The sequence below is a fragment of the Kitasatospora sp. NPDC002227 genome, assembly GCF_040296285.1.
Classification (GTDB): domain Bacteria; phylum Actinomycetota; class Actinomycetes; order Streptomycetales; family Streptomycetaceae; genus Kitasatospora.
Genome location: NZ_JBEOWY010000001.1, coordinates 386,097 through 411,579, shown reverse-complemented (window position 1 = coordinate 411,579; position 25,483 = coordinate 386,097). Strand labels below are relative to the sequence as shown.

Genomic DNA, 25,483 nt, shown 5'->3' with positions numbered 1-25,483 from the left:
AGGCTCTGGTCGGGGGCCAGGACGGCTCCCGGACAAACCTTCCACGGGGAGAACGGATTCTCATGCGCCTCAGGAACCTCGCGGCCGCCGGCCTGCTCGCGCTGGCCGCCACCGGTGTCGGCGTCAGCTCGGCCAGCGCCAGCACCGCCTGTGCCAACGGCTACCTCTGCCTGTACAGCGACTCCTACTGGTCGGGCGCCGAGCGGGTGGACTTCTACTCGCGATCCACCTGGACGAACATCACCTACGCCGGCACCAACACCGCGCTCTACCGGGGTGACGGGGTGGGGACGAACGTCAGCAGCGTCGACAACGGCGACTTCTCGAAGAACGTCGCGTTCTACTACAACTCCAACTACTCCGGTCCGTGCTTCACGGTGGCCGCCGGCCGGTGGATCGGCGACTTCAGCGCGATCGGTCTCAGCAACGGTCTCAGCGCCAACGACAACATGAACTCGCACCACTTCGGCTACACCTGCGGCACCGTCTACTACAGCTGACCGCAGCGCCCGGGGCGGGGCACGGGCAAGGTGCCCCGCCCCGGGCGGGCCCGACCGTACCGGACGAAGACGGACCAAGAAGGACCCAGGATGCGCCCTCGCGCCGCCAGTTCGCTCCTACTGTTGCTTTTCGCCGTTGCCTGCACCCAGAGCCACGCCGTGGAACCGAGTGCCACGGCCGTCCCGGAGGTCCGCTCGGGGGCGGACATCCGGCTGCCGTTCGACGCCTATCTGACCCCCGCCGACCAGCAGCGGACGGTGTCGCTGGCCGAGCAGCGACTGGCCCGGACCTGCATGCGGCGGTTCGGCCTGGACTGGCCGGACCAGAGCCAGCCGCCGGTGCCGACCGCCCCGATCAACGCCCGCCGGTACGGGGTGATCGACGCGGCGGAGGTGGCCCGGATCGGCTATCACCCGCCGGCCGACCCGGCTCCCGACCCGAACGCGGTGAAGCCGGCCGACCCGACGCCCGAGATGACGATGGTCTACGGCGGCAAGGGCGGCGTCTCCGAGCTGCGGGGTGTGCCGATCCCGGACGGCGGTTGCCTCGGTGAGGCCCGGCGCAAGCTGGGCATCGGTGACTACAGCGCGGGCAGTGCCGACCTGAACCGGATCCCCACCGACTCCTTCGCGCTGGCCCAGCGCGACCCCCGCTACACCGCCGTCACCGCCGCCTGGAGCGCCTGCATGCGCACCGCTGGGTACCCGTACGCGGACATCTGGCGGGCCAACAACGATCCGCGCTGGTCGGGCGGGACGCCCTCCGCGCTGGAGCTGGCCACCGCGGAGGCGGACGTGGCCTGCAAGCTCAGCACCCGGCTGCCCACCGTCCTGCTGACGGTCGAGACCGAGATCCAGACCGCCGCCATCCGTCACAACGCCGAGGCCCTCGACCGGGCCCGCGACCGCCAGAAGGCCACCCTGGCCCAGGCCACCGCCGTGCTCGCCCAGCCGGCGGCCGCCGGTTGAGCCGGACGGCCGTGCCGGACGCCCCTCCGTACGGCGCTGCCAGGATGCGCAACTCCGTGGTTGCACCTAGGGTCGGTCATGTGCAACTCTTGAGTTGCACACGATGGCGACCAGCGACGAAGGAGTTCCCTGATGAGTGCGGACCAGATCGAGCGTGAGATCCTGATCGCGGCCTCCCTGGAGCGGGTGTGGGCCTTGGTGGCCGAGCCCGGTTTCTGGGTGGCCGAGCCGGCCGCGGTGGCGGGTACGGTGGCCCGGGAGGGGGAGTCGATGGTGGCGAGCAACCCGGAGTACGGGGATTTCCCGGTGCGGGTGGAGAAGGTGCAGCCGCCGACGTACCTGGCGTACCGGTGGGCCAGCGCCTTCCCCGGCGAGGAGCCGCGCGAGGGCAACAGCACGCTGGTGGAGTTCACCCTGACGGCGGAGGGTGAGCAGACCCGACTGCGCGTGGTGGAGAGCGGCTTCGCCGCGCTGAACGTCCCGGAGGAGCTGCGCAGCAAGGCGGTGGCGGACAACTCGGGCGGCTGGCCCCAGGTGCTCGAGGCCTTCGGCAAGCGCGCGGAACAGCAGGCGGCGTGACGGAGGAGTCCAGGGGTCAAGCGGTGGACGGCGTGCTCGGGGCGCTCGCCGACCCGACCCGTCGTCAGCTGCTCGACCTGCTCGCCGCCCATGGCGAGGCCACGGCGACCCAGCTGGCCGAGCAACTGCCGGTCTCCCGTCAGGCGGTGGTCAAGCACCTCGGGGTGCTCGACGCCGCCGGGCTGGTGACCGGCGCCCGCGTCGGCCGGGAGGTGCGGTACGCGGTCCGCCCGAGCGCCCTCGACGCGACCGCCCGCTGGATGGCGGCCATGGCCGCCGACTGGGACCGCCGGCTGAGCGCCATCAAGCAGCTCGCGGAGCAGCCGGAGCAGCGCGGCTGACCGGAGCGCCCAGGGCGGTCTGAGCAGCGCGGCCGGCCGGAGCAGCATGGGTGGACCGGCCCTGCGCCCTGCAGAAGACGTAGCTGTGCTCACCCTTCTGCGGTGCCGGCTGCGGCCGGGCGCGGCAGTTGACGGATCAACACGTGCATGGCGGGGAGCGGCGCGCGATGATGGGGGTGCTCGGCGGACCGCCGTGGCGCGCCCGACACCTGATCCAGCTCCCTCCGGCCCGCCGCAGCCCTGCGCGCGCCTGTCCGGCGCTCAGCGCCCACGCGTGCGTGCGGCCAGCAAGCGTGAGGGAAGTGAGCCAAGTGATCACAGTGGTCAACAAGTCGACACGGGTGACCGACGACGACGTGAAGACGATGACCCGGGCCTGCGCCACCCAGGTCCAGCGGGACGCCGCCCCGGCCTGGGGCAAGGCACCCATTCCGGTGGTGTACGCCGCGAGCGAGGCCGAGGCCCCTCCCGGAGCCTGGGTGATCGCGGTCCTCGACGACTCGGACCAGGCCGGCGCGCTCGGCTGGCACACCGAGTCGGAGGGCAACCTCATCTTCGGCCGGGTCTTCGCGGCCCCGGTGCTCGACCACGGCGGTAGGGTGCTGAGCGGTGAGCTCTCGGTCTCCGCGGTGCTCAGCCACGAGGTGCTCGAGACCCTGGTCGACGAACACGTCAACCTGTGGGCCGACGACCTCAACGGCTCCGCGTACGCGTACGAAGTCGGCGACCCGGTCGAGTCCGACTCCTACGAGGTCGACGTGACGGGCGTCGGCCCGGTGGCGGTCTCCAACTTCGTGTACCCGGCGTGGTTCGACCCGCAGGCCGGCGGCGGCCGGAAGTTCGACCAGATGGGCAAGGTCACCGCGCCGTTCCAGATGACCAAGGGCGGCTACGTGGTGATCCGCCGGGAGGGCAAGGAGGAGCAGCACTTCGGCGACCGCTACCCCGAGTGGAAGAAGACCGCAAAGCTCGCGGACACCTCCCGCTCCCAGCGCCGGCTCGCCCCGCGAACGGCGCGGTGAACGCCGAGGGCCCGGCCGACCGGCCGGGCCCTTCGCGTGGGTGGGGTCAGGCCCCGGCCGCGGTGACGATCGCGTCGGTGGCGAAGCCGAGCAGCAGGCCGCCGAGGATGCACCAGGTGGTCAGCTCCTTCAGCGCGGCGCGGCGGGCCACCGCCAGCAGCTCGATCACGACGTAGAGGATCGACCCGGCCGCCAGGCCCAGGAAGGCGATGCTCACGGTGTCGTTCACCAGGTGCTGGCCGACCAGGGTGCCCGCGAAGGTGGGGCCGCCGCCGACCAGCCCGAGCAGACCCAGCAGGCCCCAGGAGGGCCGCTGCTCCTCGCCCGCGAGCGGGGCGACGATGCCGAAGCCCTCGGTCGCGTTGTGCAGGCCGAAGCCGACGATCAGCAGCACCGCGAGCGAGAGCTCGCCCTTGGCGGCGGAGTTGCCGATGGCCAGGCCCTCGGCGAAGTTGTGCAGGCCGATGCCGACGGCGATCATCCAGGCCAGCTGCGTGGGCTGCGCACCGCCCGCACCCTGGCCGGCCCGGCGCCGGGCCTGGTAGCGGTCGAAGTAGACCAGCCCGGCCAGGCCGACGGCCAGGCCGGCGAAGAGCACCAGGCCGCCGGTGACGGCGGTGCCCCAGGACTTGTCGGAGAGCGCCTGGTCGGTCGGCTCCCAGGCGTGGCCGAGCACGTCCCAGAGCAGGAAGGTCAGGATGCCGATGGCGACGGCGTTCAGACCGGCCTTCAGGCGCGGCGCCGGGTTGCGGAGCCGGCCGATCGGCAGGCCGAGGTAGATGGTGAAACCGGCGATGGCGCCCAGCAGGGTGATCTGGGATCCGGACATGGCTGCTCCACGGGGGACGGGAGAGTGAGGGGCGGCGCAGACACTAGGGCAAGTGAGCCTTACCTAACAACCTTTCGGGCCGTCAGTTCGTGGAGGTTCGGTGGCGGCGCCTGGTCGGCCTCGGACGGCCCCCGGGGCAAGGGAGTTGCTTCGCGGGCGATGGGCGTCCGGGCCGAACGGGCGGATCGTGCACGAGCGGCGTCCGGGCGTGTCGCCGGTCGTGTGTGCCACGACGCACATTGCCCGGTGCGGTCGGCGGGTGACAGAGTTCGGGTCATGGTCCAGCCTTCCGCCGCCCCCGCCGCCGCGCTGCCACTCGCACCCGGCGCCGTCTTCGACTGGCTCGACGAGGCCGCCGAGCTGCGCGCCCGCGCCGGTCTGACCCGGACGCTGCGCAGCAGGCCCGCCCAGGACCCGGTGCTCGACCTCGCGAGCAACGACTACCTCGGGCTGGTTCACCACCCGGCCGTCACCCGGGCGGCCGCCGACGCCGCGCTGCGCTGGGGCGGCGGCGCGACCGGTTCCCGGCTCGTCACCGGCACCACGGCGCTGCACACCGAGCTGGAGCAGGAGCTGGCCGAGTTCTGCGGGGTGGAGGCGGCGCTGGTCTTCTCCTCCGGCTACGCGGCCAACCTCGCCGCGCTCACCGCGCTCACCGACCCGGACACTCTGATCGTCTCGGACGCCTACAACCACGCCTCGCTGATCGACGGCTGCCGGCTCTCCCGCAGCGACGTGCACCGCGCCCCGCACGACGACCCGGCCGCCGTGGCCGAGGCCCTGGCCGCCCGCAGCCACCGACGGGCGCTGGTGGTCAGCGACACCGTCTTCTCGGTGGACGGCAACGCCGCCCGGCTGCCCGAGCTCTCCGCCGCGGCCCGCGCGCACGGCGCCGCGCTGCTGGTGGACGACGCGCACGGGCTCGGGGTGCTCGGCCCCGGCGGCCGGGGCGCGCCGGCCGCCGCCGGGCTGGCCGGCCAGCCGGACACCGTGGCCACCGTGACGCTCTCCAAGTCCCTCGGCTCCCAGGGCGGGGCCGTGCTCGGGCCCGCCCGGGTGATCCGGCACCTGACCGAGACCGCCCGCACCTTCATCTTCGACACCGGCCTCGCCCCGGCCGCCGTCGGCGCGGCGCTGGGCGCCCTGCGCCTGCTCAAGGCCGAGCCGCAGCGCGCGGACCGCGCCCGTGAGGTCGCCCGCCTCCTCTCCGCCCAGCTCACCGAGGCCGGCCTGCTCGCGAGCACCCCCGACGCCGCCGTGGTCTCCGTCCAGGCCCCCACCCCCGAAGCCGCCGTCCAGTGGGCCGCCGACTGCCGCACGGCCGGCCTGGCCGTCGGCTGCTTCCGCCCCCCGTCCGTCCCCGACGGCATCTCCCGCCTGCGCCTCACCGCCCGCGGCGACCTCACCGACACCCAGATCACCCAGGCCGTCCGCACCATCGCGGCGACGGCTCCCGGGAAATAGGTCGACAGAGCGCCGCCGGGTGACCCACAGTCACTGCATGGCTGATCTGTTCCCCACTCTTCCGTCGGCCGCCTACCGCTGCCGGGCGGCGACCGTGGCCGACGCCGCCGCCGTCCACGAGCTGGTCGCCGCCCGTGAACTGGCACTGCTGGGCACGGTCGAGTCGGACGCCGACCGGACGGCCGCCGACCTCGGCCTGCCCGGCGTCGATCCGGCCCTGGACACGGTGCTCGTGCACGACCCGGCCGGACGGCTCGCCGGGTGGGCCTGGGTGCACGGCGGGCGGCGCTGCCGGGTCGACGTCCACCCCGAGCACGTGGGCCGGGGGCTCGGCGGAGCCCTGCTCGACTGGGCCGAGGCGCGGGCCCGCCGGGCGGGCAGCGAGCGGCTCAGCCAGACGGCCGAGGACAGCGACGTGGCCGCGGTCGAGCTGCTGCGCTCCCGGGGGTACCAGCCGTTCGTCACCCAGTGGCTGCTCGAGTTCGCGATGCCGGCCGAGCCCGAGGTGCCCGGCCCGCCGCCCGGGATCACCGTACGGCCCTTCCGCCCCGGGGACGAGCACGCCGCCCACCAGCTGACCGAGGACGCGTTCGACGAGTGGCAGACGCGGCGGAAGCCGTACGAGGAGTGGGCCCGGCACACCGTGGAGCTGGAGACCTTCGCCCCGGCCCTCTCGCCGGTGGCGTTCGCCGGTGACCGGATGGTCGGCGCGGTGCTCGCGCTGGACGTCCCCGGCGCCGACGAGGGCTACATCGAGCGGGTCGCGGTCCGCAAGGACCAGCGCAACCGGGGGATCGCGCGGCTGCTGCTGCGCGAGTCCTTCCGGGGCTTCTACCGCGAGGGTCGCCGCGGCTGCACGCTGTGGACCCATTCGGCCACCGGCGCGCTCGCCATGTACCAGCGCCTCGGCCTGACCGTCCGGCGCAGCTCCACGGTCTACGGCAAGCCGCTCGGGCCCGCTCAGCCGTAGACCACGGACTGCGGGAAGGCGAAGACCCCGTCCGGGTCGTAGCGCCGGGCCACCGCCTGCAGGCGGTCCAGGTTGCCGCCGTAGTAGGCGCGGCCCCAGTCGGGGAGGGTGGCGTCGATGTAGTTCACGTACGCGCCCGTGGCGCCGAGCCCGGCGAGGCCGTCGCGGATCGCGTCGACCGCGTCGGTGGTGTGCTGCTGACCGGCCGCGGAGGTGTCGGCGTAGACCTGGGCGCTGGCGAGGGAGGAGCGGTGCGGGAACGCCGTGGCGTCCGGGGCGAGGTCGGAGACGGCGCCGCCGAGTGAGTCGAGCAGGAGGTCGATCCCGTCGTGGCCGGCCATCAGGCCGGCGAGCCGGCCGGCGTCGACCGGATCGGGGCCGAACATCCGGGAGACGGCGACGAAGGAGGCGCGCGGCAGGACGCCGCCCTCGGAGACGAGGTGGCACTGGGCGATGGTGTCGTTGGCACACCCGGCCATGTACTTCATCGCGTCCAGGTAGCTCTTCAGCAGCACCTGGTGGGTCTTGGGCCGGACTCCGGCCGCCGAGGCCAGTTGGTCCAGGAGTGTGTCGGCGGTGGCGACATCCCCGACGTAGCAGCCGACGAGCCGGACACCGGGCGGCGTGCCGCCGCTGATCTGCAAGGAGGACCACAGCTCCGGCGGTGCCTCGGAGGCCCAGGTCTGCCAGGCTCCGGCCAGCGCGGCGGCCGATCCGGAGGGGTAGCTCAGGGAGAAGACGGTCAGGTCCGGCGCGGGCTCGGTGCGGAAGGTGAACTCGCTGACCACGCCGAAGTTGCCGCCACCGCCGCCGCGCAGCGCCCAGTACAGGTCGGGCTCCGAGTCCGGTGAGGCCTCGCGCAGGCAGGAGTCGGCGGTGACCACCCGGGCGGCCGCGATCCGGTCGCAGGTCAGGCCGTACTTGCGGGCCACCACGCCGATCCCGCCGCCCAGCGCGAGGCCGCCGACGCCGACGGTGGGGCAGGTGCCGGCCGGGAGCAGGCGGCCGGCCGCGGCGAGCGCCGCGTACACCTCGATCAGCCGGGCGCCCGGGCCCACCAGCGCCGTACCGTCGGGCCGCACCTGGACCTGGGCCATCAGCCGCAGGTCGATGACCAGGCCGCCGTTCGGGACGCTGTAGCCGAGGTAGCTGTGCCCGCCGCTGCGGGCCGCGATCGGCAGTCCGTGGCCGCGTGCGACGTCCAGGCAGGCCTGGACGTCGGCGGGGGAGGTGCAGCGGGCCACGGCGGCGGGGTACTGACCGTCGTTGAGTTCGTTGAAGCCGAGCCGCTCGACCGGGTAGTCCTGGTCGCCGGGCAGCAGCAGCCGGCTGCCGAGGCGGTTGCGCAGGGCCGCCCAGTCGGGCGGCAGCACGGCGCGGGCCCGGTCGGGCCACGCGTCGAGCGCGGCGGCGTCTCGAGTCCCCGTCAGCAGCAGTGCTCCGGCGCCGCCCAGGGCGGCCAGGAACCGGCGTCGGTCGATCGTCATGCGCTGTTCTCTCCCAGCTGGATCGTGTACGTCTGGTGCAATCGTCGGCCGCACCACCAGCCGGGGCGCGCGGGGCTGAGCTGTCCGGCGATGACGGGCCGCCAGTTGCACTACCCGGGGGCGCCCGCCGCCGGGTACTCAGGCTTCACGCCGCACCGCGATCAGGGCCGAGTCGTCGGTGGGGATGCCGCCGGTGTAGCGGTTGACGTCGGCGAGCAGGTGGTCGAGGAGGGCTTCGGGGCCGGGGACGGGCAGTCCGGTGAGGCGTTCGGCGGTGGGGTAGAAGGCGCCGGAGGCGTCGCGGGCCTCGGAGAGCCCGTCGGTGTAGAGCAGGAGGGTGTCGCCGCGGCGCAGCTCGAACTCCTCGGCCTGGAAGGAGCCGCCGGTGAGGCCCAGCAGGCCGAGTGGCGGCGCGATGCTTGCCGGGGAGAGCTCCAGCGGCGGCTCCACACCGCGCAGCCGCAGCGGCGGTGGATGCCCGCAGGTCACCAGCTGCGCCGTGCTGCCGGCGGGCGGGACGCCGAGCAGGACGGCCGTCACGAACCGCTCCTCCCCGGCCCGCCGCGCCACCGCCGCGTCCAGCCGCTCCGCCACCGCGCCGAGCTCCGCCTCGGCCACCGCGGCCTCGCGGAACGCGCCGAGCACGTCCGCCGCCGTCTCCACCGCGCCCAGCCCCTTGCCCTCGACGTCGCCGAGCAGCACCCGCACGCCGTACGGGGTCTCCAGTGCCTCGTACAGGTCGCCGCCGATCCTGGCCTCGGGCGCGGCGGCCAGGTAGCGGACGGCGATCCGCAGGCCGCCGAGGCGGGGCGGGACGGGCCGCAGCAGGGCCAGCTGGGCGGCCTCGGCGACCGAGCGGACTTCGCGCAGCTCCTGCTCCTGCGAGGTGACCAGCGCGACGTGCGCGGTGCTGGCCAGGGTGGTGGAGGCGATGGCGGCGAGGGCCGCCAGGTGCACGGAGGCGGGCAGTGCCTGGTTGGCGGCCCAGAGCAGCCCGGCGACGGCGAGGGCGGACAGGCCCGCGAGCAGCGGGACGACCACCCGCCGGGTGCCCGGCGCGGCGAGCACCGGCACGCTGGCCAGCACCGGGGAGACCGTCCCCCGGGAGCTGGTGAGCAGGTCGGCGGCCACGGCGAGGAAGATCAGCAGGTAGGCCCCGTTGAGCAGCCCACGCCCCCGTCGGCCCAGCCGCTGCACCACGCGCCCCGCCCCGCTCAGGCCTTCTTCGCCCGGCTGGGCTGGACCCGGGCCGGCTCGCCCGGCATCTTCGGGTGGTCCGGCGGGTAGGGGAGGTCGCCCACGCCCTCCTCCTCGGTCTGCCGCCGGTACAGCTCGAGCACCGGCTCCAGGCTGAAGGCGTGCTCGCCCAGGTCGGCGTGCAGGTCGCCCAGCTCGGCGAAGCGGGCGGGCATGGTGCGGACGTCGAAGTCGGTGGGCGTGACCTCGTCCAGCTCCTCCCAGCGCAGCGGCGCCGAGACGGTGGCCTCCGGGCGGGCCCGGACGGAGTACGGCGAGGCGATGGTGCGGTCACGGGCCATCTGGTTGTAGTCGACGAAGATGGTCTCGCCGCGCTCCTCCTTCCACCATGCCGTGGTCACCTTGCCGGGCAGCCGGGCGGTCAGCTCCCGCCCGAGGGCGATCACGGCGTGCCGGCAGTCGGTGAAGGTCCAGCGCGGCTCGACGGGTACGTACACGTGCAGGCCGCGCCCGCCGGAGGTCTTCGGCCAGCCGCGCAGGCCGTACTCCTCGAGCAGGGCGCGCAGCTCGTGGGCGGCGCGGACGGCGTCGTGGAAGTCGGTGCCCGGCTGCGGGTCGAGGTCGATGCGCAGCTCGTCGGGGTGCTCGGTGTCCTGGCGGCGGACCGGCCAGGGGTGGAAGGTCAGGCAGCCGAGGTTGACGGCCCAGAGCACGGCGGCGGGCTCGGTGGGGCAGATCTCGTCGGCGGTGCGGCCGCTGGGGAAGGCGATCCGGGCCGTCGGCAGCCAGTCCGGCAGGCTCTTGGGCGCCCGCTTCTGGTAGAACCATTCGCCCTCGATGCCGTCCGGGAAGCGCTGCAGCGTGGTCGGCCGCTCGCGCAGCCCGCGCAGCACGCCGGGGGCCACCGCGAGGTAGTACTCGGCCAGCTCCCGCTTGGTGATCCCGCTCCCGGGGAAGTACACCTTGTCCGGGTTGGAGAGCCGCACGGCCCGCCCGTCCACGTCCAGCTCGATCGCTCCTGCCATGCCCCCACGCTAGGCCGGACGCAGCGCCACGGCGCGCGCGGCGGCGCCGGGGCTCGCACCATCGGGGGCATGGACCTTCCCGTGATGCCGCCGGTCGACCCGATGCTCGCCAAGGCCGTGCCCGAGATCCCGCCGGGCCTGCACTACGAGGCGAAGTGGGACGGGTTTCGGGCCGTGGTCTTCCGGGACGGCGCGGAGCTGGAGCTCGGCAGCCGCACGGGCAAGCCGCTGACCAGGTACTTCCCCGAGCTGGTGGCCGCGCTGCAGCGGGAGCTGCCGGAGCGCTGCGTGCTGGACGGAGAGATTGTGATCGCTCACAACGGGCGGTTGCACTTCGAGGAGCTCCTCGAGCGCATCCACCCGGCGGCCTCCCGGGTGCGGACCCTGGCCGAGCGCACCCCCGCCTCCTTCGTCGCCTTCGACCTGCTGGCCCTGGGGGAGGAGAAGTACGCGGACCGGCCGCTGGCCGAGCGGCGGGCGGCGCTGGCGCACGCGCTGGCGGGGGCCCGGCCGCCGGTGTTCCTGGCGCCCGCGACCACCGACCTGGAGCTGGCCAAGGTCTGGTTCAGCCAGTTCGAGGGGGCGGGGCTGGACGGGGTGGTGGCCAAGCCGCTGGACCAGCCGTACCGGGAGGGGGCGCGGACCATGTACAAGATCAAGCACGCCCGGACGGCGGACTGCGTACTCGCGGGCTACCGCGAGCACAAGAGCGGGCCGGTGGTCGGTTCGCTGCTGCTCGGGCTGTACGACGCGGGCGGGCAGTTGCAGCACGTCGGGGTCAGCGCCTCGTTCCCGATGGCCAGGCGGCGTGAACTGGCCGAGCAGCTGCAGCCGTTGCGCATGACGGACCTCTCGGGCCACCCCTGGGCGGCCTGGGCCGAGGAGAGCGCGCACGAGAGCGCCCGGCTGCCCGGCGCGCAGAGCCGCTGGACCGGCGGCAAGGACCTGTCCTGGGTGCCGCTGCGGCCCGAGCTGGTCTGCGAGGTCGCGTACGACCACATGGAGGGCACGCGCTTCCGGCACACCACGCAGTTCCGCCGCTGGCGCCCCGACCGGGAGCCGGCCGGGTGCACCTACGAGCAACTGGAGGAGCCGGTCGGCTACGACCTGGGCGAACTGCTGCCGGGGAGCTGACCTGCCGTCAGGTGCTCGGGGTGAAGCGCCACAGGATGTCGACGCCGGACTCGAACTCGGTCTGCGGCTCGACCTCGCGGCGGTGGTGCTCGACGAAACCCAGGCGCTGCGGCACGGCGGCGCTGCGGGCGTTCGCGGAGTCGGTGCAGATCTCGACGTACTCGACGCCGGGCTGGGCGAGGCCGACCGCCGCCAGGGCCTCGGTGGCCCGGGTGACGTACCCGCGGCCGGTGGCGGCGGGGTGCAGCCAGTACCCGATCTCGCGCCCGGCCGGGTCGTAGCCGCCCTCGGGATCGCGGATGAAGACCGAGCAGTTGCCGACCAGGCGGCCGCCGGCGACCAGCGCGTAGTGGAACCCGGTGCCCGCCCGCCAGCTCTCCTCGGCATGGGCCAGATAGGCGGCGGTCGCCTCGCGGCTGTGCTCGGCCGTCCAGGGCATCCAGGGCCGCAGGTGGTCGATGGACTCGTCGATCAGCTGCACGAGGCTGTCGAGGTCGTGCTCGGGCACCCAGCGCCGCAGAGTCAGGTCGCCGAGGTCGATGGTGTCTTGAGGCTGTCCCATGACGTGATCTTCGTGGGCGAAGGGCGGTGGTGCAACGAGATTTCGGCCGGGGCGGGAGCTGACGGAGTCCGCCGTCCGGGTGAGGCACGGCACGTCGGCCGTCCGGCGGGGCCGCAGCTCGGGCAGGATCGTGAAGCGCTGCTGTGGCCGCCGTTAAGAATTCCTCGATGGACCGCACCCCCTCCCACCAGGCAGATTGCACAGTGCCCCGGCCGTGCGACCAGCGTCGTACGGCCGGGATGCCAGCCCCCTTGCAGGCCGCACCCCGCCCACACCGGGGTCGCGGCCCCGTCTTGCGTCAGGAGCCCCCGCCGTGAAGGCACTCGTCAAGCAGAAGGCCGAGCCCGGGCTCTGGCTGACCGATGTCCCGATGCCCGAGATCGGCCCCGGCGAGGTGCTGATCAAGGTGCTGCGCACCGGCATCTGCGGCACCGACCTGCACATCCGCAAGTGGGACGGCTGGGCCCAGCAGACCATCAAGACGCCGCTGACGATCGGTCACGAGTTCGTCGGCGAGGTCGCCGAGCTCGGCGCCGGCGTCACCGACATCTCGGTCGGCGACCTGGTCAGCGGCGAGGGCCACCTGGTCTGCGGCAAGTGCCGCAACTGTCTGGCCGGCCGCCGCCACCTGTGCCGCAACACCGTCGGCCTGGGCGTCAACCGCGACGGCGCGTTCGCCGAGTACGTGGCGCTGCCCGCCTCCAACGTCTGGGTGCACCGGGTGCCGGTCGACCTGGACGTGGCCGCGATCTTCGACCCCTTCGGCAACGCCGTGCACACCGCGCTCTCCTTCCCGATGGTCGGCGAGGACGTGCTGGTCACCGGCGCCGGCCCGATCGGCATCATGGCCGCCGCCGTGGCCAAGCACGCCGGCGCCCGGCACGTGATGATCACCGACGTCAGCGACTACCGCCTGGACCTGGCCCGCAAGGTCGGCGTCTCCCTCGCGCTCGACGTCTCGAAGCACACCATCGAGGAGGGCCAGCAGATGCTCGGCCTGCGCGAGGGCTTCGACGTCGGCCTGGAGATGTCCGGCCGCCCCGAGGCGATGCAGTCGATGATCGCCAACATGACCCACGGCGGCAAGATCGCCATGCTCGGCCTGCCCGCCGACGACTTCCCGGTCGACTGGGCCCGGATCGTGACCTCGATGATCACCATCAAGGGCATCTACGGCCGCGAGATGTTCGAGACCTGGTACGCGATGTCGGTGCTGCTCGAGGGCGGCCTGGACCTCAGCCCGGTGATCACCAACCGGTACGCCGCCTCGGACTTCGAGGCCGCGTTCGACGAGGCCGCGAGCGGCCAGTGCGGCAAGATCATTCTCGACTGGACCGTCTGACCTTCCCTTTAGGAGAACCGTGTTCGACTCCGTCCGCGAGGACATCGCCGCCACGCTCACCGAGATCACCGAGGCCGGGCTGTTCAAGCCCGAGCGTGTGATCGGCACCCCGCAGAGCGCCGCCGTCACCGTGACCGGCGGCGGGCGCCCGGGCGAGGTGCTCAACTTCTGCGCCAACAACTACCTCGGCCTGGCCGACCACCCCGAGGTGCTCGCCGCCGCCAAGGACGCGCTGGACCGCTGGGGCTACGGCATGGCCTCGGTCCGCTTCATCTGCGGCACCCAGGACGTGCACAAGGAGCTGGAGCAGCGCCTCTCGGCCTTCCTGGGCCAGGAGGACACCATCCTCTACTCCTCCTGCTTCGACGCCAACGGCGGTGTCTTCGAGACCCTGCTGGACGAGCGGGACGCCGTCATCTCCGACGCGCTCAACCACGCCTCGATCATCGACGGCATCCGGCTCAGCAAGGCCCGCCGCCACCGCTACGCCAACCGCGACCTGGCCGACCTCGAGAAGCAGCTCCAGGACACCCAGGACGCCCGCCGCCGGCTCATCGTCACCGACGGCGTGTTCTCGATGGACGGCTACATCGCCCCGCTGCGCGAGATCTGCGACCTCGCCGACCGCTACGACGCGATGGTCATGGTCGACGACTCGCACGCCGTCGGCTTCGTCGGCGCCGGCGGCCGTGGCACCCCCGAGCTGCACGGCGTGATGGACCGCGTGGACATCATCACCGGCACCCTCGGCAAGGCCCTCGGCGGCGCCTCCGGCGGCTACGTGGCCGCCCGTCGCGAGATCGTCGCCCTGCTGCGCCAGCGCTCGCGCCCGTACCTGTTCTCCAACTCGCTGGCGCCCGTGATCGCCGCCGCCTCGCTCAAGGTGCTCGACCTGGTCGAGCAGTCGACCGAGCTGCGGGAGAAGCTGGCCGCGAACACCGCGCTGTTCCGCTCGAAGATGACCGAGGCCGGCTTCGAGATCCTGCCCGGCGAGCACCCGATCGCCCCGGTCATGATCGGCGACGCGGCGAAGGCCGGCCGGCTGGCCGAGCTGCTCCTGGAGCGCGGCGTCTACGTGATCGGCTTCTCGTTCCCGGTGGTGCCGCACGGCGCCGCGCGGATCCGGGTCCAGCTGTCGGCCGCGCACTCGACCGAGGATGTCGAGCGTGCCGTGGCAGCGTTCGTCGACGCACGGGCCGCGCTCGGCGAGTAGTTCCACCCCGCCGGGGCCGGTCGAGACCTTTCCGATACAGAGTCGGTATGGGAACGACCGGTCCCGGTGAGACGTTCCGGGCCCATACTGATACTGATGACCAGGACAGCCGTAGCCCGGCACACCCTCGCCACCAGTCCCTTCAAGGCTCCCGAGGTCGCCCCGATCGAAACCTACGAAGTAGGCGACCGAGTCAGCCACGACCGCCACGGCCTCGGCCGAGTGGTCGCCGTGGAGGGCACCGCCGCCGTGATCTGCTCCTTCGGAGACCAGCGCCTGCGCTGCAGCAGCCCGTTCGTCAAGCTCGTCAAGCTCTGAGGCTCCCTCGCCGCCGGTCCGGGCCCCCGCCCGGACCGGTCCGCTGCTGGTCCGGGCGACACGCCCGGGCTGGCAGAATGGGTGGGTGATCGACGCCAGACGGCTGCGGACGCTTCGCGCCGTGGCCGACCACCGGACCGTGACGGCTGCTGCCGCCGCGCTCTACCTCACGCCTTCCGCCGTTTCGCAGCAGCTCGCCGCGCTCGAGCAGGAGACCGGCCACCACCTGCTGGCCCGGGACGGGCGGGGGGTGCGGCTGACGGCGGCCGGGGAGATCCTGCTCGGCCATGCCGACGCCGTGCTCGCCCAACTGGAGCGGGCGGAGGCGGACCTCGCCGCGTACGGGTCCGGGGCGGCCGGCGAAGTGACGGTGGCGGCGTTCGCCACCGGGATCACGCTGGTGCTTGCCCCGGCGATCACCGCGCTCGCGGAGCACTCGCCCGGCCTGCGGATCAAGGTGCTGGACGCCGAGGGCGACGCCAGCCTGCCGATGCTGCTCGACAGCCGGGCCGACCTCGCGGTGGCCGTCGAGTACCGGGGCGCGCCCCGCGCCGACGACCGGCGGCTGACCAGGGTGCCGCTGTACGCCGAACCCTTCGAGGCCGTGCTGCCGCTCGGCCACCCGCTGGCCGAGGGTGCGGGCCCGGTCGCGGTGGCCGACCTCGCCGCCGAGCCGTGGATCGGCCCCTACCCGGGCAACCCCTGCCACGACGTGGTGCTGCTCGCCTGCGAGCACGCGGGCTTCCAGCCACGGCTGGTGCACTCCTCCGACGACTTCCGCGCCGTGGTCGCCCTCGCCTCGGCGGGTGCCGGGGTCGCGCTGGTACCGCGCTCGGCCCTGCGTGGCGCCGACCTCACGGCCGTGGCCGTCCGCCAGGTGGACAGCGAACTGGCGATGCGCAGGGTCTTCGCCGCCGTGCGCAGCGGCGCCGAGGACCACCCGCTGATCCGCCCCGTCCTGGAGGCCCTGACCACCGTGGCGGCAGGCGTCTGACCACCGCTCTCCGTGCGATCCGGCTGCCCGGCGGGGCCGCTGGCATATGCTGCTGGCCCGGCCCCGTAACGGTGCGGGGCGGGCCCCACACCGCAGGAGACGGCCGATGAGTGCGCAAGCCCAGAGCAGCGAAGTGATCCCGGTCGGTGTGATCGGCCTCGGCGACATCGCCCAGAAGGCCTACCTGCCGGTGCTCACCGCCCAAGCGGGGCTCGACCTGCGGCTGATGACCAGGGACAAGGCCAAGCTCGACCGGATCGGCGACCAGTACCGGATCACCCAGCGGTACACCGACCTCGGCGAGCTGATCGGCAGCGGCCTGCGGGCCGCGTTCGTGCACGCCTCGACCGACCAACACGTGCCGATCGTCCGGCAGTTGCTCGAAGCCGGGGTCGACGTGTACGTGGACAAGCCGCTGGACCACACCCTCGACGGCGCCCGCCTGCTGGTGGACCTGGCGGAGCGTGAGGGCCGTTCGCTGCTGGTCGGGTTCAACCGGCGGCACGCGCCCGGGTACCTGCTGGCCAAGGAGCGGCCGCGGGATCTGATCCTGCTGCAGAAGAACCGGGAGGGCCTGCCGGAGGCGGCCCGCACCCTGGTGTACGACGACTTCATCCATGTCGTCGACTCCCTGCGGTACTTGGTGCCCGGCGAGATCGAGCAGGCGGACGTCCGCTCGCGCAGCCGGAACGGCCTGGTCGAGCACCTGGTGCTGACGCTGGCGGGCGAGGGGTTCACCGCGCTCGGGGTGATGAACCGGCTGAGCGGCTCGACCGAGGAGGTGCTCGAGGTCTCCGGGGAGAACTCCAAGCGGGTGGTGGTCAACCTGGCGGAGGTGATCGACCACCGCGGCCAGCCGACGGTGCGGCGCCGGGGCGACTGGGTCTCGGTGGCCCGCCAGCGCGGGATCGAGCAGGTCGTGCTGCACTTCCTGGATGCCGTCCGGGCCGGCCGCACCCTCTCGGCGCGGGACGCGCTGCGCACTCACGAATTGTGCGAGTACGTGGTCGAGCAGCTGGAGCTGCAGGGGAGTTGAGGGTCGGTCAGGCCTGCCGACCGGTGAGCTCCGTGCCGCGGACCGTGCGCTGGTAGAGCACCTCGCGACCGCTGCGGCTGCGGCTGACCAAGCCGGAGCGGTGCAGCACACCGAGGTGGTAGGAGGTGGTGCTCTCGCTGAGGAAGTGCCGGGCGGCCAGCGCGGTGGTGGTGGCCGGGCGGGCCAGGGCGGCGAGCAGGGCGGCCCTGGTCGGCCCGAGCAGGCGGGCGACCGCGGGGTCGGGCAACTCCGGTGCGGTAGGCGGGCGTTCGACTGGGTAGAGCAGGGTCGGCTGCCGCTCCAGCCCGTCGACCGGGTCGAGCACGACGACCACCCGGCGGGCCACCAGTGAGGGCATCAGCAGCAGTTCGGGGGCGGGCAGGTGCACCTCGAAGCGGCTCTCCAGCTCGATCCGGCCGTCCGCCCAACGCAGCTCCGGCACCAGGGAGTTGAACATCGCGGCGGCGCCGTGCCGGGCCAGGATGCGGCCGCGCCGGTCCACCTCGGCGTCCAGCGCCGCCCGGGCCTCCGACCAGTACGGGCCGACGGCCGCCTCCCAGTACCGGCCCAGCTCCTCGGCCGCCTGCCGGGCCAGCGCGGCCGGCCCCTGCTCCTCCAGCACCCGCCGGACGGCCTCCGGCAGTGCGCGGCCCTCCAACCGGGCCTCCGGGCGGCCGAGTTCGACCGCCCGCAGCTCGGCGAGGACGCGGTCGGGCCGGGTGCCGCGGACGGCCGCCAGCTGCTCGGCCAGGCTCGGGGCGGGGCCGTTCGGGTGCGGGGTGAGGAAGTCGGGCAGGTAGCCGCCCGCCTGGTCGAGCGCGAAGGCCGAGAGCAGCTCCAGGCCCTCGCGGCGCAGCACCCGGCGGGCCCGGCCCGCCCAGGCGTCCGGGCCGGTGCGGGGTCGCAGCCCGTCGGGCATCAGGGTGTTGACGGCCTCGTGCAGGGGCGAGACCACGAAGCGGGTCCGTGCCAGCCCGGCCGAGTCCACGCAGAGTCGGATCATGCCCCTCGCCCCCAGTTCTGCCTCGAAGCCCCACCCTTCGAAGGTGCTCGAATCCTGCCGTGAAACGTCGCGCCGCGCCAGCGGCCGACGCAGACTGGTCGCCGGAGCCGGTCGACGGCTCGCGCAGCCGGATGCGGCGGTCACGGGGGTGCGGCCGCAGCCGGCGCCACGAACGGGGAATCAGGAGAGAACGAGATGGCAAGGAAGCGTGGCCGCGTCGCGGCGGTGCTCGGTGCGGCGGTGCTGGTGGCCGGCACGGCGATGGGGAGCCCGGCGCTGGCGGCCGGGCACGGCGGGCTCACCGACCAGGCGCCCTGCCCGGGGCTCGACGGATTCACCTGCGGCACGCTGACCGTGCCGCTCGACCACAGCGGACACCGCCCCGGCACGCTGGGCCTGAGGGTCGCGGTCGGCGGCAACACGGACGCCCCCAAGGGCGACATCGTCTTCCTGGCCGGCGGCCCCGGCCAGCCCGGCCTGCCGCTGGTCGGCCGGATCACCCAGCGGATGGCGCCGCTGTTCGCACAGTACCGGCTGGTGATGTTCGACCAGCGCGGCACCGGCGCGAACGCGCTCCAGTGCCCCGAGCTGCAGGACCAGATGGGCTCCTCCGACCTCGCGGTGCCCACCCAGCAGGCCGTCACCGACTGCGCGGCCGCGCTCGGCCCGGACCGGCGTTTCTACAGCTCGGCCGACACCGTAGCTGACATCGACCAGCTGCGGCAGGCGCTCGGTGACCACCGCATCACCGTGGACGGCGTCAGCTACGGCAGCTTCGTCGCCGAGCGGTACGCGCTGGCGCACCCCGGGCACGTGTCCGCGCTGGTGCTGGACTCGGTGGTGCCGCAGCAGAGTTACGACCCGCTGGACCTGGCCGCGCTGCCCGCCAGCGCCAGGGTCCTGCGGCTGGCCTGCCAGGCCACCGGCTGCACCACCGACCCGGGGGCGGACCTCGCGGCGGTGGTGAACAAGTACCACAACGGCCCGGCCGTGCTCGACATGCTGACCACCTACGAGTTCGTGGACCCGGACTTCAAGGGCATCCCCGAGATCCTGCACCAGGCCGCCGAGGGCCACCCGGAGCAGTTGGAGGGCTACATCCAGGGCACCCGCGAGGGCGATGCCGCTCCCGCCGAGCTGCTCAGCCAGGGCCTGCACGCGAGCACCCTGTGCGCCGACGGACGGTTCCCCTGGGGCAGCTCCGACACGCCGGTCGAGGGGCGCGCCGCCGCGGTGGACCGGGCCCGGGCGCAGCTGACGCCGCAGCAGACCTGGCCGTACGACGCCGCCACCGCGACCGGCCTGGGCACCCTGCTCAGCTGCCTGTCCTGGCCCCGCGAGGAGGTGCCGCCCGCCCCGCCCGCCCACCGGAAGCTGCCCCACGTACCGGTCCTGCTGCTCGGCGGAGACCGGGACCTCTCCACCCCCACCGAGTGGCTGCGCCAGGAGGCCGAGCAGGCGCCGCTCGGCAAGGTGGTGATCGTGCCGGGCGCCGCCCACTCCGTCCAGACCCGCTCGGCCCCCGGCCGCCAGGCGGTCTACGACTTCCTGCTCGGCTAGGTGTACTGACTCGTGAGATTGGCTACGCCGCCTGGACCAGCTGCCCGCGCCTGGCCGCGCGGCGGTCCAGGTAGCGGGTCAGCAGGCGGTGGGCCAGGAAGGCGTACAGCCAGCCCATCAGGATGTCGATCACGAAGTGTTCGCCGCCGTAGACCAGGGTGAAGGCCATCGCCAGGGGGTACGCGACCAGCAGGGCCCGCAGGCGCGGGCCCGCGCCGCGCCAGAAGAAGCAGGCGAGCAGCATCGGGTAGGCGGCGTGCAGGGAGGGCATCGCGGCCACGTCGTTGTCGAAGCGGCTGCCGTTCTCGAAGACCGAGCCCGCCCGCGGGACGCCGGTGTACTCGAAGACCTCCTGCACGATCCGGGCCACCGGCGGCATGTGGCCGTCCAGCGCGGTGAGCCACGGCGGATCGGCCGGGTAGAGCACGTAGGTGGCGAAGCCGAGGTAGGTGACGGCCAGGTAGAGCGCGAGCAGGCGGTGGAAGCGGCGGTCCTGGCGCTTCCAGAAGACGGCGAGCAGCACGAAGACCACGAAGAAGTGCGACATGTAGACGGTGGTCGCGGCGTAGTCGTACCAGTGCGGCGAGCCCGGGGTCCAGAGCCAGTGCTGGAGCCGGACGGTCCAGGTCTGCCCGAAGCCGACGACGGTGTCGAAGCTGAGCTGCGGGCGGTACTTCACCGGCCAGGGGGTGTGCGCGCCGTAGCCGCGCAGCAGGGAGTACGTGTACACGGCGCCCATCACCGGCACCCAGTCGCGCAGCACCCGGACCGCGCCACCGCGCTGGCCGCTGTGCACGGCCATGGCGACCAGGGCGCCGATCAGGAAGCAGAACACCACGTCGTTGGCGTAGGGCAGACCGTTGGTCTGCACGTACCAGACCAGGACGCCGGCGTAGGCGGGCCAGGCCAGCAGACGCAGGGCACTGAGGGAGGGTCGGACTTCGGCGGAGGGGAAGTTTCGACTCACGCGGGTGCTTCCTTCGTGGGGCAACGACGCTCGGGTCGGGTCACGGTAGCAACGCCGCAGAAGGAAAAGCTGCTGGTATGACTGGTAAATCGAGCCACTGAACCGCAGCAAAACGGACGAAAGCCCCCATTGGTCGGCTGTTTTCACACAAGCCGCACAGGGGGCGAAGGAAAAACTAAGGAACCGCTTCCGGAACTCTCATCCGGCCAGGGCCGGCGCGCCCGCGACGGGCGGCGCCGACCCCTCTCAGCAGGGTGTTACCCGAGCCTCAACGGTCGGTCACGCGTTGATGCAGGTGTTGCCGGCCGTCGGGTTGAGCGCGGCGAGCACGTTCACGCTGTTCCCGCAGATGTTGATCGGGATGTGGATCGGGATCTGGACGTTGTTACCCGAGAGGACTCCCGGCGAACCGACGACGACCGCCTCCGCGTTGGCGTCGGCGCAGGCCGCGCCCGCCGAGCCGAGGACGAGCGCTCCGGCGGCCACCGCGAGAGCAATGGCCTTGCGGATGTCCTTCATGGTCTTCTCCATTCCTGGGGGGATGGTGCCTGATCACGCAGTGGGTCACCTCCGGCCGAACGGCGGTGCGAGGTGACCAGGACCCCAGTGTTGGGACACCGACGGCGCGCGGGCCGGGCGGCGCACCGAGGTTTCACCCGCCCGGCCGCCCCCGGGCCGGTTCGTTCACCCGTGCGGCGGGTAGGCAGCGCGGTGCCGCGGTGTCGCCACGGGGCGACGGCGCCTGGGCGGGCCTAGGCTGAGATGTGCCCCTGACCTGGGCCTGGTCCGTGAATCGCGCTCGTGAGGCGTCAGAGAGCAGGTGGGTGCTGTGTCCCCTTCCGGGAAGTCCGTACCGGCGGCGCCGACGGTGATCAGTTCGGGCGCGGGCGAGAAGGGCCTCAAGAGCGGCGCGCTCGGCCTGTTCTCCTCGGTGGCCATCGGCCTCGCCTCGACCGCGCCCGCCTACAGCCTGGCCGCCACCCTCGGCCTGATCGTGGCCGGAGTAGGGCTGCAGGCGCCGATCATCACCATCCTGGCGTTCATCCCGATGCTGCTGATCGCCTACGCCTACAAGGAGTTGAACGCCAGCGACCCGGACTGCGGGACGACCTTCGTCTGGGGCGCCCGCGCGTTCGGCCCGCGCACCGGCTGGATGGGCGGCTGGGGCATCATCGTCGCCGACATCATCGTGATGGCCAACCTCGCGCAGATCGCCGGGGTCTACGGATTCCGGCTGTTCGGCCTGGAGTCGCTGGCTGGCAACAGCACCTGGACCACGGTGGCCGGGGTGGCCTGGATCGTGGTCATGACGCTGATCTGCTACATCGGCATCGAGATCTCCGCCGCCCTGCAGCGCTGGCTGCTGTGCATCGAGATCGCGATGCTGGTGCTGCTGTCGGTGACCGCCCTGGTCAAGGTCTACGGCAGCCACCCGCCGACCGGCTCGATCCACCTCGCGGCCTCCTGGTTCAACCCGTTCGAGGTCTCCTCCAGCGGCGCTTTCACGGCCGGCATCCTGGCCGCCGTCTTCATCTACTGGGGCTGGGACACCGCCGTCTCCGTCAACGAGGAGACCGAGGACAGCGCGCGCACCCCCGGCCGGGCCGCCGTCATCTCCACCCTGCTGCTCCTGCTGATCTACGCCCTGGTCTCGACCTCGGCCCAGGCCTTCGCGGGCGTCGGCACCGACGGCATCGGCCTGGGCAATCCGGACAACTCGGGTGACGTGCTCTCCGGGCTGGGCGGCGCGGTCTTCGGCAGCACCGGATTCGGCTGGTTCCTCACCAAGCTGATGATCTTCATGGTGCTCACCTCGTCCGCCGCCTCCACCCAGACCACCATCCTCCCCACCGCCCGCACCTCCTTCTCGATGGCCGCCCACCGCGCCCTGCCCGAGCCCTTCGGCCGGGTCCACCCGCGCTTCCGCACCCCGACCTGGTCGACCATCGGCATGGGCCTCGCCTCGATCGCCTTCTACGTGCTGCTCACCGCGATCAGCGGCAACGTGCTGACCGACTCGATCGCCTCGGTCGGCCTCGGCATCGCCTTCTACTACGGGCTGACCGGCTTCGCCTGCGTCTGGTACTACCGCCGGGTGCTCACCCGCAGCGCGCGCGACTTCGTCACCAAGGGCGTGCTGCCGCTGCTCGGCGGCCTGAGCCTGCTCTACTTCTTCTGCTACGCCGCCTTCGACGTCTACGCCAAGCCCGACTACGGCGCGACCTCGATCGATCTGCCGATCTTCGGCAAGACCGGCGGAGTGACGGTGATCGGCATCGGCGCACTGGTGCTCGGCGCCGTCCTGATGCTGATCCAACACGCCGTCCAGGGCTCCTGGTTCAGGAACCCGGACGTCCCTGTCAGCGCGGCCGACCCGGCCGACGCGCCGTAGGGCCTGGTCAGGCCTGGTCCGGGGCGCAGCCGCGGAGGATGTAGGTGATGACGTCGTCCAGGCCGGTGCGGGCCTCTTCGGGGGAGAGGAGGCCGCCGACGGCGAGGTCGGCGAAGCCGTGGACGGTGGCGAGGGCGGGGAGGCAGATCTGTTCGACCGGGCCGGGGCGGACCTCGCCGGTGCGCTGGCCGTCGGCGACGAGGGCGGCGGCCTGCTGGAGGCCCTGGTAGGCGGCGCCGATCAGGGCCTCGGTGGCCTGCGGGTCGTGCTTCACGGTGTACATCAGGTCGAGCAGTTCGGGGTTCGCGGTGGCGAAGCCGACGTAGGCGTGGGCCAGGGCGGCGAGCCGGTCGGCGAACGGGCCGTCGAGTGCGGGGCCTTGGGCCAGGGCCGCGTTGAGGCGCTCGAACCCGGTCAGGGCCAGGGCGTCGAGCAGAGCCTGCTTGTCCTTGAAGTGGCGGCTCGGGGCGGCGTGGCTGACACCGAGGTCGCGAGCCAGCTCGCGCAGTGAGAGAGCGGCCGGCCCCTTCTCCCGGAGGGTCTCCTCGGCGCGCTCGAGGAGGGCGGCGCGGAGGTCTCCGTGGTGGTAGCGACGAGAGTGCATGGAGGTCATCCTACCTGCGATGTGTCCGCTGGCTACATTGTTGGCATTGACAGCATTGTTGTCGGTGCCTACATTCGTGGACATGGCGAACACATCGAAGTGGAACGTGGGCAACATCCCCGACCAGAGCGGCCGCCGCGTGGTGGTGACCGGCGCCAACAGCGGGCTCGGCATCGCGACCGTCGACGCCCTCGCCCGGGCGGGGGCGCACGTCGTCCTCGCGGTGCGCGACGTCGCCCGCGGCGAGGCCGCCGCGGCGACCGTGACGGGTACCAAGGGCAGCGTCGAAGTCCGGCGGCTGGACTTGGCCGATCTCGCCTCGGTGCGCGAGTTCGCCGCCGACTGGGACGGGGAGCTGGACGTCCTGGTCAACAACGCCGGCGTGATGAACGTCCCGGAGGGCACCACCAAGGACGGCTTCGAGACCCAGCTCGGCACCAACCACCTGGGCCACTTCGCGCTCACCAACCTGCTGCTGCCGTACCTCACCGACCGGGTGGTCACCGTCGCCTCCGGGCTGCACAAGTACCCCGGCAACCGGATCCACTTCGAGAACCTGAACCTCAAGGGCGAGTACCACCCGATCCGGGCCTACGCCCAGTCCAAGCTGGCCAACCTGCTGTTCACGCTCGAACTGCAGCGCCGCCTCGCCGCCGCGGGATCGCCGGTCCGGGCCCTCGCCGCGCACCCCGGCTATGCTGCCACCAACCTGCAGAGCAACGACGCCAGCGCGGTGCGCCGCGCGCTGATGGTGGTCGGCAACAAGGTGATCGCCCAGGACAGCCGGGCCGGCGCCCTCCCGACCCTCTTCGCCGCCACCATGGACCTGCCCGGCGCCAGCTACCTCGGCCCCGACGGCTTCGCCGAGAACCGCGGCCACCCCACCCTGGTCGGCCGTACCGCCGCCGCCAGCGACCCGGCGAGCGCCAAGCGCCTGTGGGCCGACTCGGAGCAGCTGACCGGCACCGCCTTCCCGAAGCTTGGCCCGGCCAACGGGCAGTAGCGGCACGGGGGTTGCCGGGAGGGCGCAGGAGGCGGGACGGTCGGGGGAGTCGACCCGGCAGGAGGCGCCGTCCCCACCGCCGGCGCGCTCCTCACGGCCTCTCCCGGTTTCATGATGGACGCGAACGGCCATTCGGGCAGTGCGGCGCTCCGTCCGCCGACCGAATTGGTAGCGTGAACGGATGGATCATGACGAACAGCTGGTTCACGCAAGCTCGTTCGGCGCGGCCGCGGTCGCCTACGCCGAGCACCGGCCGGACTACGCGCGGGAGGCGGTGCGTTGGGCGCTCGAGGCCGCGCCGGGCCCGCGAGTACTCGATCTCGGCGCAGGCACCGGCAAGTTGACCGCCACGCTGGTGGCGCTGGGGGCCGAGGTGGTGGCGGTCGAGCCCGATGCGGCGATGCTGGCCGAGCTGCGCGGTGCGCTGCCGGGCGTGCGGGCGCTGGCGGGCCGGGCGGAGGAGATTCCGCTGGCGGACGGCTCGGTCGACGCGGTGCTCGCGGGCAACGCGATGCACTGGTTCGACATGGTGGTCGCCGGGCCGGAGATCGCCCGGGTGCTCGCGCCCGGCGGCGTACTGGCCGGCCTGTGGAATCTGATGGACGATCAGGTCGGCTGGGTGGCCGGGCTCGCGCAGGTCAGCGGGCCCGAGGCGATCGGCCCGCGGGACACGCCCGCCGGCTGGCGCACCGAGACGGCCCGGGCCCACCTGCCCCGGAGCGCGGCGCCCGCGTTCTTCGGCTCGCCGGAGCAGGCCGAGTTCCCGCACGGCCAGCTCCGCACCGCCGACTCCCTGACCGCCACCCTCGGGACGAGGGCGGGCATGCTGGTCATGCCGGGGCCCGAGCGCGAGGCCCGGCTGGCCGCCATCCGCAGCTACCTCGCGGAGCAGCCGGAGACGGCGCAGGGCGAGTTCACGCTGCCGCTGCGGACGGGGGTGCTGCGGACCCGACGGCGGTGAGCCCGGTGGGC

The 25,483-nt window shown here is 73.1% G+C and carries 26 protein-coding genes; 17 read left to right on the top strand and 9 right to left on the bottom strand.

The genetic code is table 11. From position 1 onward, the window contains the following. Window positions 1-62: 62 nt before the first annotated feature. From ABT095_RS01860 to ABT095_RS01840, 5 genes are all read left to right on the top strand, one after another. Window positions 63-500 carry a peptidase inhibitor family I36 protein gene (locus ABT095_RS01860; RefSeq protein WP_350527255.1) on the top strand — a complete coding sequence of 146 codons (438 nt, stop codon included), beginning with the start codon at window positions 63-65 and terminating at the stop codon, window positions 498-500. A 159-nt stretch (window positions 501-659) separates the two neighbouring features. Next, window positions 660-1,469 carry a hypothetical protein gene (locus ABT095_RS01855; protein WP_350527254.1) on the top strand — a complete coding sequence of 270 codons (810 nt, stop codon included), beginning with the start codon at window positions 660-662 and terminating at the stop codon, window positions 1,467-1,469. A gap of 132 nt (window positions 1,470-1,601) precedes the next feature. Continuing rightward, on the top strand, window positions 1,602-2,048 hold the full coding sequence (locus tag ABT095_RS01850) for an SRPBCC domain-containing protein (RefSeq protein WP_350527253.1): 447 nt from the start codon (window positions 1,602-1,604) through the stop codon (window positions 2,046-2,048). Beyond that, a complete protein-coding gene (locus ABT095_RS01845; protein ID WP_350527252.1) occupies window positions 2,045-2,389 on the top strand; it encodes an ArsR/SmtB family transcription factor in 345 nt (114 codons plus the stop codon). Before ABT095_RS01850 ends, ABT095_RS01845 begins: the two co-directional genes overlap by 4 nt. Before the next feature lie 302 nt (window positions 2,390-2,691). Further along, window positions 2,692-3,411, top strand: coding sequence for a hypothetical protein (locus ABT095_RS01840; protein WP_350527251.1), 720 nt, complete (start codon window positions 2,692-2,694; stop codon window positions 3,409-3,411). A 46-nt stretch (window positions 3,412-3,457) separates the two neighbouring features. Here the strand turns inward: ABT095_RS01840 and ABT095_RS01835 are convergent, their stop codons facing one another. After that, window positions 3,458-4,240, bottom strand: a complete 783-nt coding sequence (locus tag ABT095_RS01835) for a ZIP family metal transporter (RefSeq protein ID WP_350527250.1) — start codon at window positions 4,238-4,240, stop codon at window positions 3,458-3,460. Window positions 4,241-4,516: 276 nt separating this feature from the next. Here ABT095_RS01835 and ABT095_RS01830 point away from each other — a divergent pair, with 276 nt between their 5' ends. After that, complete coding sequence (locus tag ABT095_RS01830; protein WP_350527249.1) at window positions 4,517-5,704, top strand: 8-amino-7-oxononanoate synthase; 1,188 nt, start codon at window positions 4,517-4,519, stop codon at window positions 5,702-5,704. A 37-nt stretch (window positions 5,705-5,741) separates the two neighbouring features. Further along, window positions 5,742-6,674 carry a GNAT family N-acetyltransferase gene (locus tag ABT095_RS01825; protein ID WP_350527248.1) on the top strand — a complete coding sequence of 311 codons (933 nt, stop codon included), beginning with the start codon at window positions 5,742-5,744 and terminating at the stop codon, window positions 6,672-6,674. Here ABT095_RS01825 and ABT095_RS01820 read toward each other — a convergent pair. From ABT095_RS01820 to ligD, 3 genes are all read right to left on the bottom strand, one after another. Beyond that, window positions 6,665-8,161 (bottom strand): FAD-binding oxidoreductase, encoded by a 1,497-nt coding sequence (locus ABT095_RS01820; RefSeq protein WP_350527247.1) that lies wholly within the window; start codon window positions 8,159-8,161, stop codon window positions 6,665-6,667. The two genes, ABT095_RS01825 and ABT095_RS01820, sit on opposite strands and share 10 nt — an antisense overlap. Window positions 8,162-8,299: 138 nt before the next feature. Continuing rightward, a complete protein-coding gene (locus ABT095_RS01815) occupies window positions 8,300-9,361 on the bottom strand; it encodes a PP2C family protein-serine/threonine phosphatase (RefSeq protein WP_350527246.1) in 1,062 nt (353 codons plus the stop codon). A 14-nt stretch (window positions 9,362-9,375) separates the two neighbouring features. Beyond that, entirely contained in the window at window positions 9,376-10,371 is a 996-nt protein-coding gene (gene ligD, locus ABT095_RS01810; protein WP_350527275.1) for a non-homologous end-joining DNA ligase, read from the bottom strand. An 81-nt stretch (window positions 10,372-10,452) separates the two neighbouring features. Here ligD and ABT095_RS01805 point away from each other — a divergent pair, with 81 nt between their 5' ends. Beyond that, window positions 10,453-11,517 (top strand): ATP-dependent DNA ligase, encoded by a 1,065-nt coding sequence (locus ABT095_RS01805; protein ID WP_350527245.1) that lies wholly within the window; start codon window positions 10,453-10,455, stop codon window positions 11,515-11,517. A 7-nt stretch (window positions 11,518-11,524) separates the two neighbouring features. Here the strand turns inward: ABT095_RS01805 and ABT095_RS01800 are convergent, their stop codons facing one another. Beyond that, window positions 11,525-12,079 (bottom strand): GNAT family N-acetyltransferase, encoded by a 555-nt coding sequence (locus ABT095_RS01800; protein WP_350527244.1) that lies wholly within the window; start codon window positions 12,077-12,079, stop codon window positions 11,525-11,527. Window positions 12,080-12,392: 313 nt separating this feature from the next. Here ABT095_RS01800 and tdh point away from each other — a divergent pair, with 313 nt between their 5' ends. The 5 genes from tdh (at window position 12,393) to ABT095_RS01775 (ending at window position 16,982) form a co-directional block, all read left to right on the top strand. Further along, on the top strand, window positions 12,393-13,421 hold the full coding sequence (tdh, locus tag ABT095_RS01795) for an L-threonine 3-dehydrogenase (protein WP_350527243.1): 1,029 nt from the start codon (window positions 12,393-12,395) through the stop codon (window positions 13,419-13,421). Window positions 13,422-13,440: 19 nt separating this feature from the next. Next, the gene (locus ABT095_RS01790) at window positions 13,441-14,634 is read left to right on the top strand and encodes a glycine C-acetyltransferase (RefSeq protein ID WP_350527242.1); all 1,194 of its coding nucleotides are present in this window, start codon (window positions 13,441-13,443) and stop codon (window positions 14,632-14,634) included. Window positions 14,635-14,730: 96 nt separating this feature from the next. Beyond that, window positions 14,731-14,952, top strand: a complete 222-nt coding sequence (locus ABT095_RS01785) for a hypothetical protein (protein WP_350527241.1) — start codon at window positions 14,731-14,733, stop codon at window positions 14,950-14,952. A gap of 85 nt (window positions 14,953-15,037) precedes the next feature. Next, window positions 15,038-15,946 carry a LysR family transcriptional regulator gene (locus ABT095_RS01780; RefSeq protein ID WP_350527240.1) on the top strand — a complete coding sequence of 303 codons (909 nt, stop codon included), beginning with the start codon at window positions 15,038-15,040 and terminating at the stop codon, window positions 15,944-15,946. Window positions 15,947-16,082: 136 nt separating this feature from the next. Then, a complete protein-coding gene (locus ABT095_RS01775) occupies window positions 16,083-16,982 on the top strand; it encodes a Gfo/Idh/MocA family protein (RefSeq protein WP_350527274.1) in 900 nt (299 codons plus the stop codon). 7 nt (window positions 16,983-16,989) lie between these two features. Here the strand turns inward: ABT095_RS01775 and ABT095_RS01770 are convergent, their stop codons facing one another. Next, on the bottom strand, window positions 16,990-17,985 hold the full coding sequence (locus ABT095_RS01770) for an ArsR/SmtB family transcription factor (protein WP_350527239.1): 996 nt from the start codon (window positions 17,983-17,985) through the stop codon (window positions 16,990-16,992). Between the two features lie 195 nt (window positions 17,986-18,180). On the opposite strand from ABT095_RS01770, the gene ABT095_RS01765 reads away from it, so the two are divergent. Continuing rightward, window positions 18,181-19,545: an alpha/beta fold hydrolase gene (locus ABT095_RS01765; protein WP_350527238.1), complete on the top strand. Its 1,365-nt coding sequence runs from the start codon at window positions 18,181-18,183 to the stop codon at window positions 19,543-19,545. Between the two features lie 22 nt (window positions 19,546-19,567). Here ABT095_RS01765 and ABT095_RS01760 read toward each other — a convergent pair whose 3' ends face one another. Together ABT095_RS01760 and ABT095_RS01755 are read right to left on the bottom strand one after the other, a co-directional pair. Then, window positions 19,568-20,512: a phosphatase PAP2 family protein gene (locus ABT095_RS01760; RefSeq protein WP_350527237.1), complete on the bottom strand. Its 945-nt coding sequence runs from the start codon at window positions 20,510-20,512 to the stop codon at window positions 19,568-19,570. Between the two features lie 279 nt (window positions 20,513-20,791). Beyond that, window positions 20,792-21,043: a chaplin gene (locus ABT095_RS01755; RefSeq protein ID WP_350527236.1), complete on the bottom strand. Its 252-nt coding sequence runs from the start codon at window positions 21,041-21,043 to the stop codon at window positions 20,792-20,794. Window positions 21,044-21,341: 298 nt separating this feature from the next. On the opposite strand from ABT095_RS01755, the gene ABT095_RS01750 reads away from it, so the two are divergent. After that, complete coding sequence (locus tag ABT095_RS01750; RefSeq protein ID WP_350527235.1) at window positions 21,342-22,904, top strand: APC family permease; 1,563 nt, start codon at window positions 21,342-21,344, stop codon at window positions 22,902-22,904. Window positions 22,905-22,911: 7 nt separating this feature from the next. Here the strand turns inward: ABT095_RS01750 and ABT095_RS01745 are convergent, their stop codons facing one another. Next, window positions 22,912-23,508 carry a TetR/AcrR family transcriptional regulator gene (locus tag ABT095_RS01745; protein WP_350527234.1) on the bottom strand — a complete coding sequence of 199 codons (597 nt, stop codon included), beginning with the start codon at window positions 23,506-23,508 and terminating at the stop codon, window positions 22,912-22,914. An 82-nt stretch (window positions 23,509-23,590) separates the two neighbouring features. Here ABT095_RS01745 and ABT095_RS01740 point away from each other — a divergent pair, with 82 nt between their 5' ends. Continuing rightward, window positions 23,591-24,511, top strand: a complete 921-nt coding sequence (locus ABT095_RS01740) for an oxidoreductase (RefSeq protein WP_350527233.1) — start codon at window positions 23,591-23,593, stop codon at window positions 24,509-24,511. A 181-nt stretch (window positions 24,512-24,692) separates the two neighbouring features. After that, window positions 24,693-25,472, top strand: coding sequence for a class I SAM-dependent methyltransferase (locus ABT095_RS01735; RefSeq protein ID WP_350527232.1), 780 nt, complete (start codon window positions 24,693-24,695; stop codon window positions 25,470-25,472). Window positions 25,473-25,483 lie beyond the last annotated feature (11 nt).